This window comes from Ruegeria sp. C10, from assembly GCF_056537805.1.
Genome location: NZ_JBQFSC010000007.1, coordinates 42,273 through 56,321, shown reverse-complemented (window position 1 = coordinate 56,321; position 14,049 = coordinate 42,273). Strand labels below are relative to the sequence as shown.

The 14,049-nt window shown below is 51.8% G+C and carries 20 protein-coding genes; 8 read left to right on the top strand and 12 right to left on the bottom strand.

Going from position 1 to position 14,049, the window contains the following annotated elements; genetic code table 11:
* Positions 1–39 precede the first annotated feature (39 nt).
* The 6 genes from ACR0DE_RS20425 to ACR0DE_RS20400 form a co-directional block, all read right to left on the bottom strand.
* A complete protein-coding gene (locus tag ACR0DE_RS20425; RefSeq protein WP_480437183.1) occupies positions 40–165 on the bottom strand; it encodes an entericidin A/B family lipoprotein in 126 nt (41 codons plus the stop codon).
* A gap of 10 nt (positions 166–175) precedes the next feature.
* Positions 176–622, bottom strand: coding sequence for a hypothetical protein (locus tag ACR0DE_RS20420; protein WP_480755077.1), 447 nt, complete (start codon positions 620–622; stop codon positions 176–178).
* 339 nt (positions 623–961) lie between these two features.
* A complete protein-coding gene (locus tag ACR0DE_RS20415; RefSeq protein ID WP_480437187.1) occupies positions 962–1,159 on the bottom strand; it encodes a CsbD family protein in 198 nt (65 codons plus the stop codon).
* Between the two features lie 238 nt (positions 1,160–1,397).
* Positions 1,398–1,682, bottom strand: a complete 285-nt coding sequence (locus ACR0DE_RS20410; protein ID WP_480437189.1) for a sll1863 family stress response protein — start codon at positions 1,680–1,682, stop codon at positions 1,398–1,400.
* A gap of 122 nt (positions 1,683–1,804) precedes the next feature.
* Entirely contained in the window at positions 1,805–2,740 is a 936-nt protein-coding gene (locus ACR0DE_RS20405; RefSeq protein ID WP_480437191.1) for a mechanosensitive ion channel family protein, read from the bottom strand.
* Between the two features lie 58 nt (positions 2,741–2,798).
* Entirely contained in the window at positions 2,799–3,614 is an 816-nt protein-coding gene (locus ACR0DE_RS20400; protein ID WP_480437194.1) for a response regulator, read from the bottom strand.
* A 94-nt stretch (positions 3,615–3,708) separates the two neighbouring features.
* Here ACR0DE_RS20400 and ACR0DE_RS20395 point away from each other — a divergent pair, with 94 nt between their 5' ends.
* From ACR0DE_RS20395 to ACR0DE_RS20380, 4 genes are read left to right on the top strand one after another with little or no spacing between them, the layout of a single operon-like run.
* A complete protein-coding gene (locus ACR0DE_RS20395; RefSeq protein ID WP_480437197.1) occupies positions 3,709–3,897 on the top strand; it encodes a NepR family anti-sigma factor in 189 nt (62 codons plus the stop codon).
* Positions 3,890–4,435: an RNA polymerase sigma factor gene (locus ACR0DE_RS20390; protein ID WP_480437199.1), complete on the top strand. Its 546-nt coding sequence runs from the start codon at positions 3,890–3,892 to the stop codon at positions 4,433–4,435. Before ACR0DE_RS20395 ends, ACR0DE_RS20390 begins: the two co-directional genes overlap by 8 nt.
* Before the next feature lie 6 nt (positions 4,436–4,441).
* On the top strand, positions 4,442–6,202 hold the full coding sequence (locus ACR0DE_RS20385) for a sensor histidine kinase (protein WP_480755073.1): 1,761 nt from the start codon (positions 4,442–4,444) through the stop codon (positions 6,200–6,202).
* Positions 6,180–7,676, top strand: coding sequence for a phospholipase D family protein (locus ACR0DE_RS20380; RefSeq protein ID WP_480437204.1), 1,497 nt, complete (start codon positions 6,180–6,182; stop codon positions 7,674–7,676). Before ACR0DE_RS20385 ends, ACR0DE_RS20380 begins: the two co-directional genes overlap by 23 nt.
* On the opposite strand, the gene ACR0DE_RS20375 is transcribed toward ACR0DE_RS20380, so the two are convergent.
* The 4 genes from ACR0DE_RS20375 to ACR0DE_RS20360 are packed head-to-tail and all read right to left on the bottom strand — an operon-like array spanning position 7,673 to position 10,362.
* Positions 7,673–8,656: an AI-2E family transporter gene (locus tag ACR0DE_RS20375; RefSeq protein WP_480755068.1), complete on the bottom strand. Its 984-nt coding sequence runs from the start codon at positions 8,654–8,656 to the stop codon at positions 7,673–7,675. The two genes, ACR0DE_RS20380 and ACR0DE_RS20375, sit on opposite strands and share 4 nt — an antisense overlap.
* Positions 8,657–8,710: 54 nt before the next feature.
* Entirely contained in the window at positions 8,711–9,469 is a 759-nt protein-coding gene (locus ACR0DE_RS20370; protein WP_480437208.1) for a hypothetical protein, read from the bottom strand.
* Positions 9,462–9,860 (bottom strand): phage holin family protein, encoded by a 399-nt coding sequence (locus ACR0DE_RS20365; RefSeq protein WP_170753605.1) that lies wholly within the window; start codon positions 9,858–9,860, stop codon positions 9,462–9,464. The genes ACR0DE_RS20370 and ACR0DE_RS20365 overlap by 8 nt, the downstream gene beginning before the upstream one ends.
* Positions 9,853–10,362 (bottom strand): hypothetical protein, encoded by a 510-nt coding sequence (locus ACR0DE_RS20360; RefSeq protein ID WP_480437212.1) that lies wholly within the window; start codon positions 10,360–10,362, stop codon positions 9,853–9,855. Before ACR0DE_RS20360 ends, ACR0DE_RS20365 begins: the two co-directional genes overlap by 8 nt.
* A 310-nt stretch (positions 10,363–10,672) precedes the next feature.
* On the opposite strand from ACR0DE_RS20360, the gene ACR0DE_RS20355 reads away from it, so the two are divergent.
* The 3 genes from ACR0DE_RS20355 to ACR0DE_RS20345 all read left to right on the top strand — a co-directional run bounded on the left by ACR0DE_RS20355 (position 10,673) and on the right by ACR0DE_RS20345 (position 12,336).
* Entirely contained in the window at positions 10,673–10,870 is a 198-nt protein-coding gene (locus ACR0DE_RS20355) for a CsbD family protein (protein WP_171331887.1), read from the top strand.
* Positions 10,871–10,991: 121 nt separating this feature from the next.
* Complete coding sequence (locus tag ACR0DE_RS20350) at positions 10,992–11,609, top strand: hypothetical protein (protein WP_480437214.1); 618 nt, start codon at positions 10,992–10,994, stop codon at positions 11,607–11,609.
* A 157-nt stretch (positions 11,610–11,766) separates the two neighbouring features.
* The gene (locus ACR0DE_RS20345) at positions 11,767–12,336 is read left to right on the top strand and encodes a PRC-barrel domain-containing protein (RefSeq protein ID WP_480755063.1); all 570 of its coding nucleotides are present in this window, start codon (positions 11,767–11,769) and stop codon (positions 12,334–12,336) included.
* A 110-nt stretch (positions 12,337–12,446) separates the two neighbouring features.
* On the opposite strand, the gene ACR0DE_RS20340 is transcribed toward ACR0DE_RS20345, so the two are convergent.
* A complete protein-coding gene (locus tag ACR0DE_RS20340) occupies positions 12,447–13,196 on the bottom strand; it encodes a Crp/Fnr family transcriptional regulator (protein ID WP_480437217.1) in 750 nt (249 codons plus the stop codon).
* A 65-nt stretch (positions 13,197–13,261) separates the two neighbouring features.
* Here ACR0DE_RS20340 and ACR0DE_RS20335 point away from each other — a divergent pair, with 65 nt between their 5' ends.
* Positions 13,262–13,618 carry a hypothetical protein gene (locus tag ACR0DE_RS20335; protein WP_480437220.1) on the top strand — a complete coding sequence of 119 codons (357 nt, stop codon included), beginning with the start codon at positions 13,262–13,264 and terminating at the stop codon, positions 13,616–13,618.
* A 209-nt stretch (positions 13,619–13,827) separates the two neighbouring features.
* Here ACR0DE_RS20335 and ACR0DE_RS20330 read toward each other — a convergent pair whose 3' ends face one another.
* On the bottom strand, positions 13,828–14,019 hold the full coding sequence (locus ACR0DE_RS20330; RefSeq protein WP_480437222.1) for a PLDc N-terminal domain-containing protein: 192 nt from the start codon (positions 14,017–14,019) through the stop codon (positions 13,828–13,830).
* Between the last annotated feature and the right edge of the window lie 30 nt (positions 14,020–14,049).

The window sequence follows — 14,049 nt, the reverse complement described above, 5'->3', positions numbered from 1 at the left end:
AGCCCGGGCTTGTTTGTCTTAGTGGGACGCCGGCAAAATCTATTGTGCTTCCTGTGCTTCTTCGCTGATCTGGTTTCCGGCGTTAGATACGTCTCGCCCGAACCCTTCAACTGTTTCACATGCCGTCAGCGTCAAAATTGCTATGAGTGCTGCCAGGCTTCGCATTGTTATTCCCTCATTTCAGTTTTGAAGCGACGTTGTCAGCAAATGCCGTCACAACCGCCTGATAGAATACGTCGCTATCAACCGACACCTCATCAGAATTTGTTCCTTTAGGGTAGAAGGTTCGTATCTGGTCAGTGGAGACGGTCAAAGTGTAGTTCTCGTCCTTGCTTGCGTCCGGCATGTCGAGGTCCACATCCCCCACCAGCTTCCATTCGCCAACACCGATCGCAGTTTCGAAGTTGTTCGCAAGTGTTACCTCGTCGAGTTCGATCTCGATTTCAGCCCCTTCGACATCTTCCGGAGCGATTTGCGAGACGAGCCTTTCAGCGATTGCTGTTTCGAGGTCTGTTTCCAAGTTTTTCCACGCACTTGCGGCCTCGTATGTTTGAAGGGCAGACAAATCTGCTACCACGTCAATTTTTGAGACCTGCGTTTGAGCAGCAGCGGCGGTTGCCATCACAGAAATCTGTGCTGTGCTTTGGATCAAGTGTTTCATCGTCATTCTCCTTCTTTGCATTCTTTTCAAGAGCGCAGTTGAAGAACGTGTTCCAAGAGAATTGGTTCCGAAGAATTCTGCTATTCACGGGTTTCTGTTAAACAGTGTGCGGAAGCAGGCAAAGACCCCGAAAATGTAGCAAGTCACTGCGGAAACGAGCGGTGATTTCAGGGAGGAAACGGTCGCTTTAGAGACATGATTGCAAGCAATAATCTACGCCGACTGAAGTCTGAGGTTGGCCGATCAATTTCCACCAACTCATGCCAAAGTTGATATTTGGTGTACCGGGAAGATCGTTAGCTATTCTGATGACAGAAACTCGTCCACTTCCTTTTCGACATCGCCTCTGGACCTGCCATATTTTTGGTGAATAATCTCGACCAATTTTTCTCGTTTTCCCGCGATCTGATCAATTTCGTCATGCGATAGCTCAGCCCATTTGGCCTGAACTCGTCCTTTTAGGGTTTCCCACTGATCTTGGATATCATCCCAGCTCATAGTGTTTTCCTTTCTTATCTACCAAACTGGACGCAGGTATTGATTGTTACTAAGCCCGTTGGATTTTGATGAGACCGTTTAAGGAACCACCTGCAGCGGGCAACAATGCTGTGCGGATGGGTATGAAAAGTGTGCAGAAAGCTGCGGTGTATCAGTCATCCAACTTGTTTTCTAAGTTTTGAGGACCTGCCAGATCGCAGGCGAACTTCACCCCAACTGTCTTATCGATTGATGATGATCAGGTGAGTTTACTTGCCGCCTTGCTAAGGGCGTTTTGCATGTCATCCCAGGCCGCCTCATATCCTTCGCGAATGTCGTCCCATGCTTCTTCGTCAGATTTCTGCAATTCTTCTAACTTGGCCTCTGCCTCGGCTCGTGCAGCGCACAACGCTATATGTTGTGTTTGAAGGGCTCTTTTTGCATCTTCCTCAGCTGTTTTTAGCTGTGCTTCGAGATGATCAATTTGAGCATTCCAAGTATCAATTTGCAGCTTCGCTTTCTTCTCGTACCCAACGCGCGTCATCTACTATCCTCTTGTCTGAATTGGAAACTGGCCTTTGGAGAGGGTGATCTGGGTGGTCCGATCAGTTTTGAACCCAAACGACTGGGACCGCGTCTACCCGTTGCAGCGTCAGCCAGTCTCACTTACTCAGCCGCAATTTTATCTTGTATGTCAGGCGACGCATTCTCGACCATCAATGTGCGCGTCGGGAAGGGGATGTTGATGTCCGCCTCATCCAGGGCTTCTTTCACACGGCGTTTCATGTCCGCCTGGTACTGAAAATACTCCGATGAATTGCACCAAACACGGACCAGAAAGTCCACACTACTGGCGCCCAGATTATTGACTTGAACAAAAGGCTCCGGCTCAGAAAGCGATCGTTCATCGGCCATGATCGTATCGCGAATGACTTTCTCTGCATCTGCCAGGTTTACTCCGTATCCAACGCCAAACTCCCACTCAGCCCGACGTCTGTCGTATACGGAGTAATTCTTGATCGTGTTGCCCCAGACTTCCGAATTTGGAACGATCACCTTCACATTACCCATATCGGCTATTTCTGTGTAATTCAGCGTGATGTCCTTAACCGTGCCGAGCACACCGTCGACGTCCACGAAGTCACCAATCTTAAGCGGACGAAACAGTATGATCATCACTCCGGCCGCTACGTTTGACAGCGTGCCCTGGAGTGCCAAACCTATCGCAAGGCCAGCGGCACCGATTAGAGCAATAATCGAGGTTGTCTGAACGCCGAATGTGTTCAGAATGAACAGTCCGGTGAAGGCCAGAATTGTATATCGGGCCAGATTCCCCAAAAAATTGAATAGTGTGTCGTCCAGGTGTTCAGATTGTTCGCCAATTCCTCGGATCTTTCGGCGGATATATCCAGATACGGCGAGCCCCAGCATCAGGATGATGAGCGCTGCAATTGTATTGGCAACCAGCCCCAGAATGGCCTCGAGCGTAAGCAGGTCGCTCAACGACTTCCCGTCATAGAGCTCTGTGTCTAATATCTGGGTCAGTTGAGCCCACACAGTTTCTTTCACGGTTTCTGCTGTATCAGCGATTTCATTCGCCATATTGAACCTCACCTTCTGCTGTTTAAAATTGCCACCAGTGCTGATCAGACCGCCATGCTTACACTTCGATCATCGCGCTGGACGCAAAGAACATTGCCTGACTGACGGCAGATTTCACCTGTTCTTCCGTGTATGGTTTTGAAATCAGGAAGGCTGGTTCGGGCCCCTTGCCGGTCAACAGACGCTCAGGAAACGCGGTGATAAAGATCACCGGACGATCGCCGTGCGTCTCAAGAATCCTGTTAACTGCGTCAATACCGCTGGATTTATCGGCCAACTGAATATCTGAAAGAACTAAATCAAAGTGTTCGCGTTCTGCCAGATCCAAAGCGGCTGACTCCGTGCGCGCGACGCCAACAACTCGATGACCCAGCTCAGCAACCATCGACTCAAGATCCATGGCGATAATCGCTTCATCTTCGATGATTAGAACACGGCCAGACATATGCTTGGCCATCTCGTCATAGGCAATTTCTATAAGCTTGGAGGCTTCGGATGCCTCAATTTTCATAATGGTCGCAATGTCACTGACGGAAAATTCCTCAACGGTCCGGAGCAACAACGCTTCTCGTGTGTTCGGGGTCAACCAGGCCAGTTGGGCATGTGCACGGGTTAACAGATCGTCGCTGTTGCCGTCGGCTTCGTGAGCATTTCCGGACGTGGCCCAGATTCCATGAAAGGTGCGAAAAAGTGCAACTCTCGGTGACAGATCACTGCTATATTGATCCGTGTCTGAAATTATGGCTTCCAGCGTTGCGGCAGCATATGCGTCACCGCGGGATTGTGAACCGGTCAACGCTCGGGCATACCGGCGGAGAAAAGGCAAAACAGGGCCGATCTGATCCGCCACAGATACTCCGGACAGCTGCGTCATTTTTTGTCATCCTTATTTTTTTCACTATCTTTGGAACCAAACGCACACTCGTGCGTTATGGTTCCGAGAAAAGGAAAACTTTTTTGATGATGCCATGACAAATCCACAGCAATCGCGCCACGACCGGCGAGAAATAGAACAAAGAATAGACGACAACCTCAAGCGAGCCTTCGATCAGCTTGCCAGTGAACCCGTTCCTGATCGGTTTGTTGATCTGCTCAGTCAACTGCGCGCCCAGGAGAGCGGTAAAAAAACCGCTGACGCAGGAGGCACAGATGACTGACCCGAGAGACGAACTTGTCGAACATATCGGTCCGATGCGTGCTTTTGCAGTTAGTCTGTGTAGGAACCCAGCAACTGCAGATGATATTGTTCAGGACGCTTTGGTGAAAGCCTGGAGCAAGATTGACTCCTTTGAGGAAGGAACCAACATGCGTGCTTGGCTGTTCACGATCGTGCGCAACACGTATTTTTCTCTGCACCGGAAGCGGAAGCGTGAAGTTGAAGACGTAGATGGGGCAATGGCCGAAACGCTCGCGCAAAAACCCGAGCATGACGGTCGTCTTGCCTTCAAGGATTTTTCGGTGGCTTTTGACCAACTGAATGACGAACAACGCGAAGCTCTCATCCTGGTGGGCGCGCAAGGATTTTCTTACGAGGATGCGGCAGAAATGTGCGGGGTTGCTGTGGGTACGATCAAAAGCCGTGTCAACAGAGCGCGTGCACAGTTGGCAGAGTTGATGGGCCTGTCTGATAGCGAGCCAGTAGAGTTGACTGATGCCGTTACGGTCGCAATCGTACAAACGCAACCGGCGGCCTGATAGCCCATGGAAGCAGGGCGCCGCAGCCTGACCGTTTATCTGGCGTTGCTTGTGACGCTGGCGCTTCTACCGTTGGGTCTAATCGCTGTATATCAAACGCGCGCAGTGATCATAGAAGCAGATGAAAAGTCGCGTAAGTCGGTGCTGGCGCGAACCATTGAAGCCGCTAACCGGGAGCGCGAGCTGCTTCAAAGGGCCGTGGGTGTTGGTTCTGGTTTGTCCGCTTCGTTGGCTTCGGCATCGATTACGGATGCGAACTGCTCCGCAATGATGGAAAGGCTGATCGACAGTGAGCCCGAGTTCGTTTTTGCTGGGTTCATTCAGCCCGATGGTGTCATGTCATGTTCAACAGCAGGTGGCATCATGGACCTCTCCGAGGCACCTGGTTTCTTGGAGATTTCAGAAAATCCCCAACTGACGTTTTCCGTGAACAGATCGGGGGCTGTAACCGGACAATCGGTAATCATCGTCACTCAGCCGGTCATAAGCCAATCAAATCTGATGGGTTTCGTGTCCATTTCAATCCCGCATGCATTGGCTCGCACGCCATTGGAAGGCGACAGTTTCTCAAGTGATGTGATAATTGCGCTTTTTGACGAGGGTGGAGACGTGCTGTCTTCCAATATTGGTCTCGATTTGGTCACTGATTATTTGCCGCAGAACAAACAGTCTTGGCTTCTGCTATCCAACTCGGGCAAGACCTTCTCGGCGCGGACAGCAGTGGGAGAAGATCGTGTTTTTGCTGTTGCGACAATCGTTCCAGGCGAAGTCGCCGTGATCGGTAGCTGGCCTCGTGAAGCCGCCCTTGCCTCTGTTGGTTCTGGTGGAAAGGCGTTGACGGTTGCGTTTCCGATTTTGATGTGGGTGACAGGTTTGGGGGTGGCTCTTTGGGGGTTGCACCGGTTGGTGATCCGTCATCTCGACAGCCTGCGATCGGCGGTTCGCCGGTTTGCGTTGGGAGAGCGTGATCAAATTGAGAGTCTGAAAAATGCGCCGCAGGAGTTCGTGCAACTCCAAACCGCATTCAACAGAATGGTCGTTCTTGTCCGAGAGGCGGAAAACCAGCAGGAACAAGACCTTGTCGAGAAGACACTGCTGCTGCGGGAAGTCCACCACAGAGTTAAGAACAATCTTCAGCTCATAGCTTCGATCATGAACATGCATATGCGCAGTGCAGAGTCGGCCGAGGCCCGTCGATTGTTGGGCCAACTTCAGCGGCGGGTTCGTGGCCTTGCGATGGTGCACCAAACCCTGAACCAGAACTCGAAGATGACGACTATAAACACTGAGACGCTGGTTGGTCGGCTGGTTTCTGAGCTTGCGCACCGCCCACCAATCCATGGTCAACCCGTCGAAGTGATCTGTGATATTCAACCAATTGAATTGGGCCAGGACCAAGCCGTCACTTTGTCGATGCTCGCAGCCGAAGCGTTGACCAACGCAATAAAGTACGTTGGTGTACCGGAAGAGGGCCCACCAATGATCTCTGCGGTGTTGAGAGCGACCACTGACGGAGCGATTGTTTTGAAGATTGCCAACAGCCGCGGACGCAGTGATGATGAAGAGGCCGCGTTTCATAGCGGCGGTATCGGTCAGAGGTTGATGCAGGCATTTGTCAGCCAGCTTGACGGATCAGACCATGTCACTGAGACACCCTCTCAATACCTCTATGAGGTGACATTCGAGATTGCCGAGGTTGATGGTGCAAGCATACCAAAAAACCTGCCCAATGACGGAGACGGTGATGCCAGGGCAGCAGCAGAGTGACTTTCAAGTTCTGATCACAGCGGAACAAGCCTGGCCTGCGTTTGAGCAAGCAGTTCTTGAGGCAAAGGAAGAGGTAAAGGCAAGTTTCAGGATCTTTGATTTTGAGACTAAACTCGTTGGCGCGGCAGCCCGAAACATCGGTGAAACATGGTTTGATCTGCTTGAATATGTTATCCGCAACGGCGTGTCATTTGAGCTGGTTCTGAGTGATTTCGATCCTGTATTTGCTACCGAACTACATGAGCTGAGCTGGCGCTCAAAAAGACAGGCGCAGAAGTTGGCCGAGACCCTGGGTCCGGATTTGGCTCGATCCTTGAATGTTCGCGTATCTATGCATCCTGCCAAAGCGGGGACTATACCTTGGGCGGCGCTTTTACCTGCGGTTTTAAGAAAAAAGACGCAAAAAAAGCATCTGATTGAGCGAGCGCGATCGCAACGTGACGCGGCTGGTGAGGGCTCAGATAGTTTGCCTCAACTACACACGGTGTCTCATCACCAAAAAATTGCGGTGATCGATAGACAGGTCTGCTATCTCGGCGGGCTTGATCTGAACGCAAGGCGCTTTGACACACAAGATCATGACCGTTTGGCAAAGAACACTTGGTCCGACGTCCAGATACTGGTGCGCGGTCCTGAAGCGGAAGAAGTCTCAGAGCATATTGATAGTTTCGAGAATGAGATCGCCACTGGTACCGCCCGGCTAAAAGGCAAATACCTGCGCCGAACCCTGTCCAGTCCTCGACGGTTTGGGTTTTGGAGATTGTCACCGAAGACAATTGCTCAAGAGATCGAAGATGAACACATCAACGCATTCAAAGCCGCCAGTGATCTCATACATATCGAAACCCAGTATTTCAGATCAACCCAGCTCGCAGAGGCTTTGGCGGAGGCCGCAAACAAAAATGCGAATTTGAAGGTGGTGTTGGTATTGCCTGCGTTGCCAGAAGAGGTGGCGTTCGGCAAACACACTGGTCTTGATGCACGCTACGGTCTGGACTTACAGGCAAAGTGCCTGAGCATCATTCAAGAGGGATTGGGAGACCGTCTGTCCCTTGCGACGCCAGTACAACCCGCCTCAGCCAGCGGAGCACATGACGATATTGAAGTGCTCTCGGGATCTCCAATCATTCATGTGCACAATAAGGTGCTTGTTGTAGACGATACTTTCGCGCTTGTCGGGTCCGCTAATCTCAATGGGCGATCATTGCGTTGGGATACCGAGGCAGCATTGCGTGTGACTGACTTAGAACGCATCAACTTGCTGCGTCGAACCCTGGTCGACCATTGGTGGTTTGAAGACTGTGCGCGATACAGTCTTGAGCCGGGCCGAATGTTCGAATGGTGGAATCGGGAAGTTCAGGCGAATGGATTGCGTCGCCCTGAAGGGCGCACAGGCTTCCTGGTGCCGCATGATCCGAAGGCAGGGAGCGAAATTCGACAGCCATTGCCAGGCGTGACCGAGGACATCGTTTAGCCATCCAGTGCGTTGCTGTTTTTCTCAATAGCGGGAGACATAACTTCTGGGTTTAGCAATACGCCGAACCACAAGAGAATGGGCAGTACGACGATCGCTCCCACCGGCCCCCAGAGCCACAATCCAAATACGATCGCAATAAAGACGACCAACGGGTTTACTTGCAGGCGTTGCCCAACAAATACCGGCGTTACGAATTGGGCCTCTGATACGTTGATTATCAAAAAGAGGAGCGGAGGTAAAAAAGCAGCCGCGCCACCGAATTGTGTGAGGCCGGCGATCAGCAAACCTGTCATGATTACAAGTGGGCCGAGGTAGAGAATGAAGTTCAAAAGCCCGGCGGCCAATCCCCAGATCAACGGATCACTGATGCCCACTATCCCCAGGACAGCTGACGTCACAATCCCCAAGCCGATATTCACAAGCGTCACGGCCGCGAAATAGCGATATACAGCCTGGTCTGCCAAATAGAGACGTGACTTGAATCCACCGGCCGAGGCATAGAGCTCGCGCCGCGTTAACACGAAGAAGAAAAGTGTTCCAATGAATATCAGAATCTGAGACCCAAAATTCGGCGCCAACCACAGTGCATCCATGACGGAGGGCAGGGTGGTCTCGGTAGTAGCTTCCCCATCTGCCCCAACTGTTTCTTCTATTTCGCGCCCTATTGTTTCAATGCCTCGCATGAATTCCGACATCGCAGCAACCCACGATTGGAGCTCGCGCCGAATTGCCGGCAATTGTTCGACCAATGTCGAAAGCAACGGTTCCAGAAGAAGAAATGCTGCAACCACTATAGTGCACGTCAGGATCAGCAAAGCCGACGCTGAAACGACCCGGGGACAACCCGCTCGTTCGAGCTTGTCTGCAAGCGGGGAGGCGACTACTCCGAGAACAAGAGCGAACGCGATCGGGGCAAGGATAGATTTAGCCAAATAAAGGGATGTGAGCACGGCAATCGCTGTAAGGACTGCAACCATTACGCGCAATGCCGTGGTACTCAACAATGACTGGGACACGACCGATCACTACCCTTAATTACGCAACGAAGCCGACGCACTTGCGGCCACGTCATCCAATTTTTCGTTGGTCGCAGCATAGAGTTTACCCATCTCTTCGGTCAGGGTATTCTGAGCTTTGCGCATCAGTTCGTCGCGCCGCGCCCCCAAAAGTTCATCTTCCTTGCGGGTGTTCGGCAGCAGGGCACCGACCAGCACTCCGACGCCCAGGGCGAGGGCTCCAGCAGCGATAGGTTGCTCATGAAGAAACGACTTGGATGCCTTGGTGGTTTGTTTTGCGCGCTTTTCAACGGCCCTTTGAGCCTCAATCGCGGCTTTGCGGGCTTGTAGGACACGCGAGCGCGCTTTTGGGGACAGTTTTTCCAACCCCCGGTCCAATGCAGCACTGAGGCGGCTGGCAGAAAAGTCTTGTTCCATCATTCCCGTCATCTCCTTCTTGATTTGCACATCGGCAGCTTCAACACGCCGATCAAACTCTTCGGACATGTTTTGCGTTGCTTTGGTGCGAGGATTGTTTTGCATTGTTCGAGCTGGTGCGCCGGGACCGGCCATCAAAAGTGCTAAACCTGCTCCAAACAACGTGAACGCCGCCGGATTCTTGCGGGCGGCAATCCAGACCTGCGTGCCGATCTCGCCGCCATACCCCTCCACGACGTCTTTTGCGGTTTGCGCCAGACGATCCGGAGCAAGTGTTTCGGTCAGACTATCGAGAGACGTTGCCAACGCATTTCGTTCGTACGCAACGTGATTTTCAAGTTCAGTCAAATCAGTCATGAGCAGATTCCTTTATTGCGTCGACATCAGACTTCAGATTCTTAAGTGTTTTGTCGGGAGATACCGTAGCCAGCGACAGGCGTGATTTTCCCCAGAGGGCAAGACAGCCCGCAAAAAGGATCAGACCCGCGGAAACCATCAGCGACGCAGATCCAACTGACATACCCTCAGCGACGATTGCGGCCACCAAAGCAGTTGCCAAGAGATGGATTGCGACCAGTACCAATAGGGCGGCCAAAAAAAAGAAGACCAGCCCATATGCTGCCCGAGACAGGTTGAGCGAAAGCTCGGCCTTCGCCAATTTCAACTCACCCTGAATGAGACGGGACAGATGGCGCAAGGCAGTCGCCAACATGTTGGGGGCCTGACGCAGGTCGTGCTCATTATGCATTGTAGCCCTCATTCATTTTCGCCAGAACTGTTGTGTGGCCTGACGTATCATCCAACGTGTTTCGTTGGGGTTGCTGCTGTGTCGCCCAGGGATCTGCTTCGAATTCTGCAGATGTCGTTTGGCGGGTGTTACGAGCGCCCAGAAACCGAGTTGCGGCAAAGCCAACCAACGCGGCCGAGCCAACAAACAGCAATGGATTTTGGCGGGCAAAATCGGACACCCTTCGGTTGACGGTGCGCAGGTCGGTGTTGCGAACCTGTGCTGCTATGTTTTCCATATTGTCGGCAATTTTCGACATCACTTGATGCTGAACCGAGCCGGCATCAAATGCCTCAGCAGCAGATTCAGCAGCCTGCGCCACGTTGTCTACTTCATTGGCGGCCCTATCCTGCAAGTCTTGAGCGCGAGCCGTAGCTTCAGATTCCACAATAGTCTTCGCTTTCTGCGCCAAGTCCTTCGCGTGTTTCTTCGCACTGCTTGAGTTACTGGGATGGTTTGCCATTGGTGAACTCCTTTCAACAGATCTCGCATCACCAACGCGCGACCATTGTGATTGTTCCATTTGGGGCGACAAACTCTTGGCAACTGTCACCTGGACAGAAAGCCGTTCCCGGCGAGAAAAATTTGCGGTTGTTGGAACCATGAGAGACGACGTGCGTTTTCCCGACGTCGAGTAGCTGGGTTAGAACCTGCCAAACGACTTGGCCGCCTGCAGTGTTTCGACGCTGGTGCCGGACTTGGTGGTTCGAACCTACAGCTGCAAACGGTGGGACATATGTGTCCAGTGAAGTTGGAAATGAAAGGAAAAGCGGATGAATTGGGATCAGATCATGGGTCGTTGGACCGAGTTCAAGGGCAAACTTATGGAGCGCTATGGGGAATTGACCGATGATGAAATTGAGCAGGCCCGAGGTGATCGGGAACAGTTGGAAGGGCTGATCCAGCAAAAATATGGCGACACAAAAGAGAATGTCCGTGACGCTGTAAACAGGCTGATCGACGATATGTAAAAGGGTGTTGGGTTGGGCGTAGCGCCTTGAACCAAGTCCCCGATCCGGCCTCTCAGAATCGTAAAAGCGACGGAATGTTTGGCAAGATTGTCCAACATATCAGTCAGAAGGATATCAAACCATGAAGTTATCTGCGTTCCTCGGCATGCCGGTCCGCGACCGGACAGGAGACGAAACAGTCGGGGAGGTCGTAGACTTGGCAGTGAGGGCAGGTGACGCTCCTCTTCAGTATATTTTGGTCAATCTGAACATGACGGGTGGTTTTGATCCCATCATATTTCGGGCGGATACACTTGGTTTCGAGGAAGAGTATCTGGTATCGGTCTTTTCTGCTCAGGAGATCAGTACTAAGCGTCAGAACAATCCACCGAGCTCGGGAAGCAGCCTGGATCTTTCGGTTCTTCCTCCGCAGGTCATTGGTCCGTTTGGGAATACGATAGCTCCGGTGGTTATCGGAGCGGTGCTGAACGAGGCTCTGCAAGACAAGCCACACCCTGATCCGCCCAAAGACGAGTACTACTGGTTTAGAAAAATTCAGGGCTCTTCAGTCTTCGATCCATCGGGTGAGATCGGTGTGCTTCAGGACATAGGCTGCGATTTTGAAGACAAATCCATGCTATTCTTGCAGGTCGACAATGGTCATGAGGTGACACAGATTCCTTATGAGGCTTTAAGAAATATCCCCGGTGGCGACTATCTGGTTGTATCAAGTGTCACGGATCCTGTGCGCCCTGTTTAGATGCAAAAAACCAGAAGGGTATGGCCGCGTCATTGACGCGGTCTTTTTGTTTAAAAACAAATATTTCCGAAAGAAATAGGGAACCAAACCTCTCGTAGTTCGTTTCTCTTCTGAGACCGCAAGAAATAGCGGTCAACTCAGACAGAAGGAGCCAACTATGAAACATTTCCTGACTACAACTTCGATCGTTCTGATGATGTCAGCACCTGCCATCGCAGAGAGCTCCAACGTGGAAAAGGTGGGCGAAAACCTTGGAGAGGCGGCCGAAGCGGCAGGCGATGCCGTGTCGAATACGGCTGAAGATATCAAAGATGCAGCAAAGAACACGGCGGAAGATGTCGACCAGGCAGCCGAAGCAACCGGAGAGTATGTGAGCGAGAAGGCCAGTGAAGTTGCCGATGCTGTTGATCCGACAACCATCGATATCGAGGGTTACACCCCTGTTGCGTTTGAAACGGTAACGGCGGAAGACCTTACCGGGATGCGTGTTTACGACATGTCGCAAGAATGGATCGGTGAGATCGACAACGTGGTCATCAATTCGGATGGTACCTTGGAAGGTGCGGTGATCGGCGTTGGAGGCTTCCTCGGTGTGGGCGAGAAAGACGTATTGATCGACTTTTCTCGCGTTTCGCTGATGCGTGAGGTCGATGGCGAGGCCACGTATGCATTCGTGGACGCGGACAAGGAAATGCTGGAGGCAATGCCTTCCTACGAAGAATCGTAAAAGTCAAAAAGCGCCATGCGCGTTGCTAAATTCGCCGGCCGGTTTTTCGGCCGGCGCTTCTGTTCAGACTCCGAGTCTCTTGAAAATTCCAAACACTCTTTCTCAAATAGTCAGATAAGCGGTCTTGGCTCGGCTTGGGTTGTCTCGACCAACCCAATTTCAGCCAGCTTGTCCTGATCAAAGACTTGCAGGACACCTTTTGACCAGTTCGCAAGGTGCTTGTCGCTTAATTTGCGCAGTGTTTTGTTGGTGTGAACCAAGGATAGGCCCAGTGCATCTGCCAGATCCTGTTGACGAAACGGTAGAGGGCAGCGATCATTTTTTACAAGGCCCAGGGCTCGCGACCGGATAAAAAATCTATGAAGGCTCCATGCGATTTTCTCTATCGCGCCGCGCTGCCCGACAGTTGTTAACGCATCTCCAAGAAAGTGCTCTTCCACAGCCGCCAGGAACGTCAAGCTGAATGCACGATCAGGCTGGCTTTGATAGAGCTCGAAAAGCCGAGTGCGATTAAATACACACAAGCGCATTGCCGTGGTTGCCTCTACTGAATGTCGCATGGCGCCCATGACACCGGCCTGCAACCCAATAAAGTCGCCTGGAAAAATGAAACCGACAACCTGGCGGCGGCCGTTTTCCAGCGTCTTGTAGCGTATGCCCATACCGGAGAGCGCTGTATAGAGTTGGGCAGCTTTTGACCCCTCAATGAACAGCTGTGTACCGGGTTCTGCCAACATCTCCCCGGTTTTGAACTGTTGCATGAAAGACAACTCGTCGTCGTCAAATTGCAGAAAAACCTCCTTTTTCCGAAGCGGGCAGTGCTTGCAATCAATCAGGTTGTTTTGCTCTGGGTATGTCATAGTTAATTGCGCCCTCCGGTCGACTCGATACGGTTTCACATGAAAGCACAGCTGGGTGGAACCAAATGAAAGATCGTCCCCTGACCTTATCAGATATATTGATTGTCACAGGAAACTTTGTCGAAGCAACCGACATACGCGAAGCGCTATCGCCACTTGAGGCCACCCGAATTCAGCATCTGCGCGAAATTAACGACGCTGCCCATCTCCTGCTCGACAGCGGATTTTGCCCGCAGTTGAGTATCATAAGCTACACGCGCGCCGACCTCGAATTTGCGGGGTTCGTGACACGACTTCAGGCATTGGATTGTACCTTACTATTGATCGATGCCCCTGACGCGATCGCTGCGGAATATTCCGCAAACGTCCTTAAACGACCATTCTCAACTGAGGATCTCGTATCGATGGTCTCGTTGCTTTGAAAGGGCGTTATGTCGCCAGACCATGGGAACAGGTGGTCTGACGTGAACTGCGTCAAAATTTAAGGGGGAGTACCGGGGCTGATACTGACCTACATCGTTAACGCGTAGAATGTGGTAATTTGTGTTGTGTAGTTCTGTTCAGCGAAGGTCGGCAGGGTGCGTTCCTTGCCGACCACGCGGTGACGTGAACTCGCGTTCTGCGTGCTGGATTATGCGACCCGCTTTGTCGCTTTTGGACCGAAAATCAACCAACAAATAAATCCAACGAGCGGCAGGATCAGGACAAAAAGTACCCAGAGGATCTTCGAACCTGTCGTCGCAGAGGAGCCGATAATCGAAACGATGGCCCAAATTGACAAAACCAACAGGATCAGACCACCAATGCCATAAATCTCAACCATAGCGATGTTCCTTTCGTTGTGTGTCTTCAT

What these genes read in the sequence shown, in the direction of transcription:
- ACR0DE_RS20425 (WP_480437183.1), bottom strand. Translation starts at nt 165, where the DNA reads ATGCGAAGCCTGGCAGCACTCATAGCAATTTTGACGCTGACGGCATGT.
- ACR0DE_RS20420 (WP_480755077.1), bottom strand. Translation starts at nt 622, where the DNA reads ATGGCAACCGCCGCTGCTGCTCAAACGCAGGTCTCAAAAATTGACGTG.
- ACR0DE_RS20415 (WP_480437187.1), bottom strand. Translation starts at nt 1,159, where the DNA reads ATGAGCTGGGATGATATCCAAGATCAGTGGGAAACCCTAAAAGGACGA.
- ACR0DE_RS20410 (WP_480437189.1), bottom strand. Translation starts at nt 1,682, where the DNA reads ATGACGCGCGTTGGGTACGAGAAGAAAGCGAAGCTGCAAATTGATACT.
- ACR0DE_RS20405 (WP_480437191.1), bottom strand. Translation starts at nt 2,740, where the DNA reads ATGGCGAATGAAATCGCTGATACAGCAGAAACCGTGAAAGAAACTGTG.
- ACR0DE_RS20400 (WP_480437194.1), bottom strand. Translation starts at nt 3,614, where the DNA reads ATGACGCAGCTGTCCGGAGTATCTGTGGCGGATCAGATCGGCCCTGTT.
- ACR0DE_RS20395 (WP_480437197.1), top strand. Translation starts at nt 3,709, where the DNA reads ATGACAAATCCACAGCAATCGCGCCACGACCGGCGAGAAATAGAACAA.
- ACR0DE_RS20390 (WP_480437199.1), top strand. Translation starts at nt 3,890, where the DNA reads ATGACTGACCCGAGAGACGAACTTGTCGAACATATCGGTCCGATGCGT.
- ACR0DE_RS20385 (WP_480755073.1), top strand. Translation starts at nt 4,442, where the DNA reads ATGGAAGCAGGGCGCCGCAGCCTGACCGTTTATCTGGCGTTGCTTGTG.
- ACR0DE_RS20380 (WP_480437204.1), top strand. Translation starts at nt 6,180, where the DNA reads ATGCCAGGGCAGCAGCAGAGTGACTTTCAAGTTCTGATCACAGCGGAA.
- ACR0DE_RS20375 (WP_480755068.1), bottom strand. Translation starts at nt 8,656, where the DNA reads ATGGTTGCAGTCCTTACAGCGATTGCCGTGCTCACATCCCTTTATTTG.
- ACR0DE_RS20370 (WP_480437208.1), bottom strand. Translation starts at nt 9,469, where the DNA reads ATGACTGATTTGACTGAACTTGAAAATCACGTTGCGTACGAACGAAAT.
- ACR0DE_RS20365 (WP_170753605.1), bottom strand. Translation starts at nt 9,860, where the DNA reads ATGCATAATGAGCACGACCTGCGTCAGGCCCCCAACATGTTGGCGACT.
- ACR0DE_RS20360 (WP_480437212.1), bottom strand. Translation starts at nt 10,362, where the DNA reads ATGGCAAACCATCCCAGTAACTCAAGCAGTGCGAAGAAACACGCGAAG.
- ACR0DE_RS20355 (WP_171331887.1), top strand. Translation starts at nt 10,673, where the DNA reads ATGAATTGGGATCAGATCATGGGTCGTTGGACCGAGTTCAAGGGCAAA.
- ACR0DE_RS20350 (WP_480437214.1), top strand. Translation starts at nt 10,992, where the DNA reads ATGAAGTTATCTGCGTTCCTCGGCATGCCGGTCCGCGACCGGACAGGA.
- ACR0DE_RS20345 (WP_480755063.1), top strand. Translation starts at nt 11,767, where the DNA reads ATGAAACATTTCCTGACTACAACTTCGATCGTTCTGATGATGTCAGCA.
- ACR0DE_RS20340 (WP_480437217.1), bottom strand. Translation starts at nt 13,196, where the DNA reads ATGACATACCCAGAGCAAAACAACCTGATTGATTGCAAGCACTGCCCG.
- ACR0DE_RS20335 (WP_480437220.1), top strand. Translation starts at nt 13,262, where the DNA reads ATGAAAGATCGTCCCCTGACCTTATCAGATATATTGATTGTCACAGGA.
- ACR0DE_RS20330 (WP_480437222.1), bottom strand. Translation starts at nt 14,019, where the DNA reads ATGGTTGAGATTTATGGCATTGGTGGTCTGATCCTGTTGGTTTTGTCA.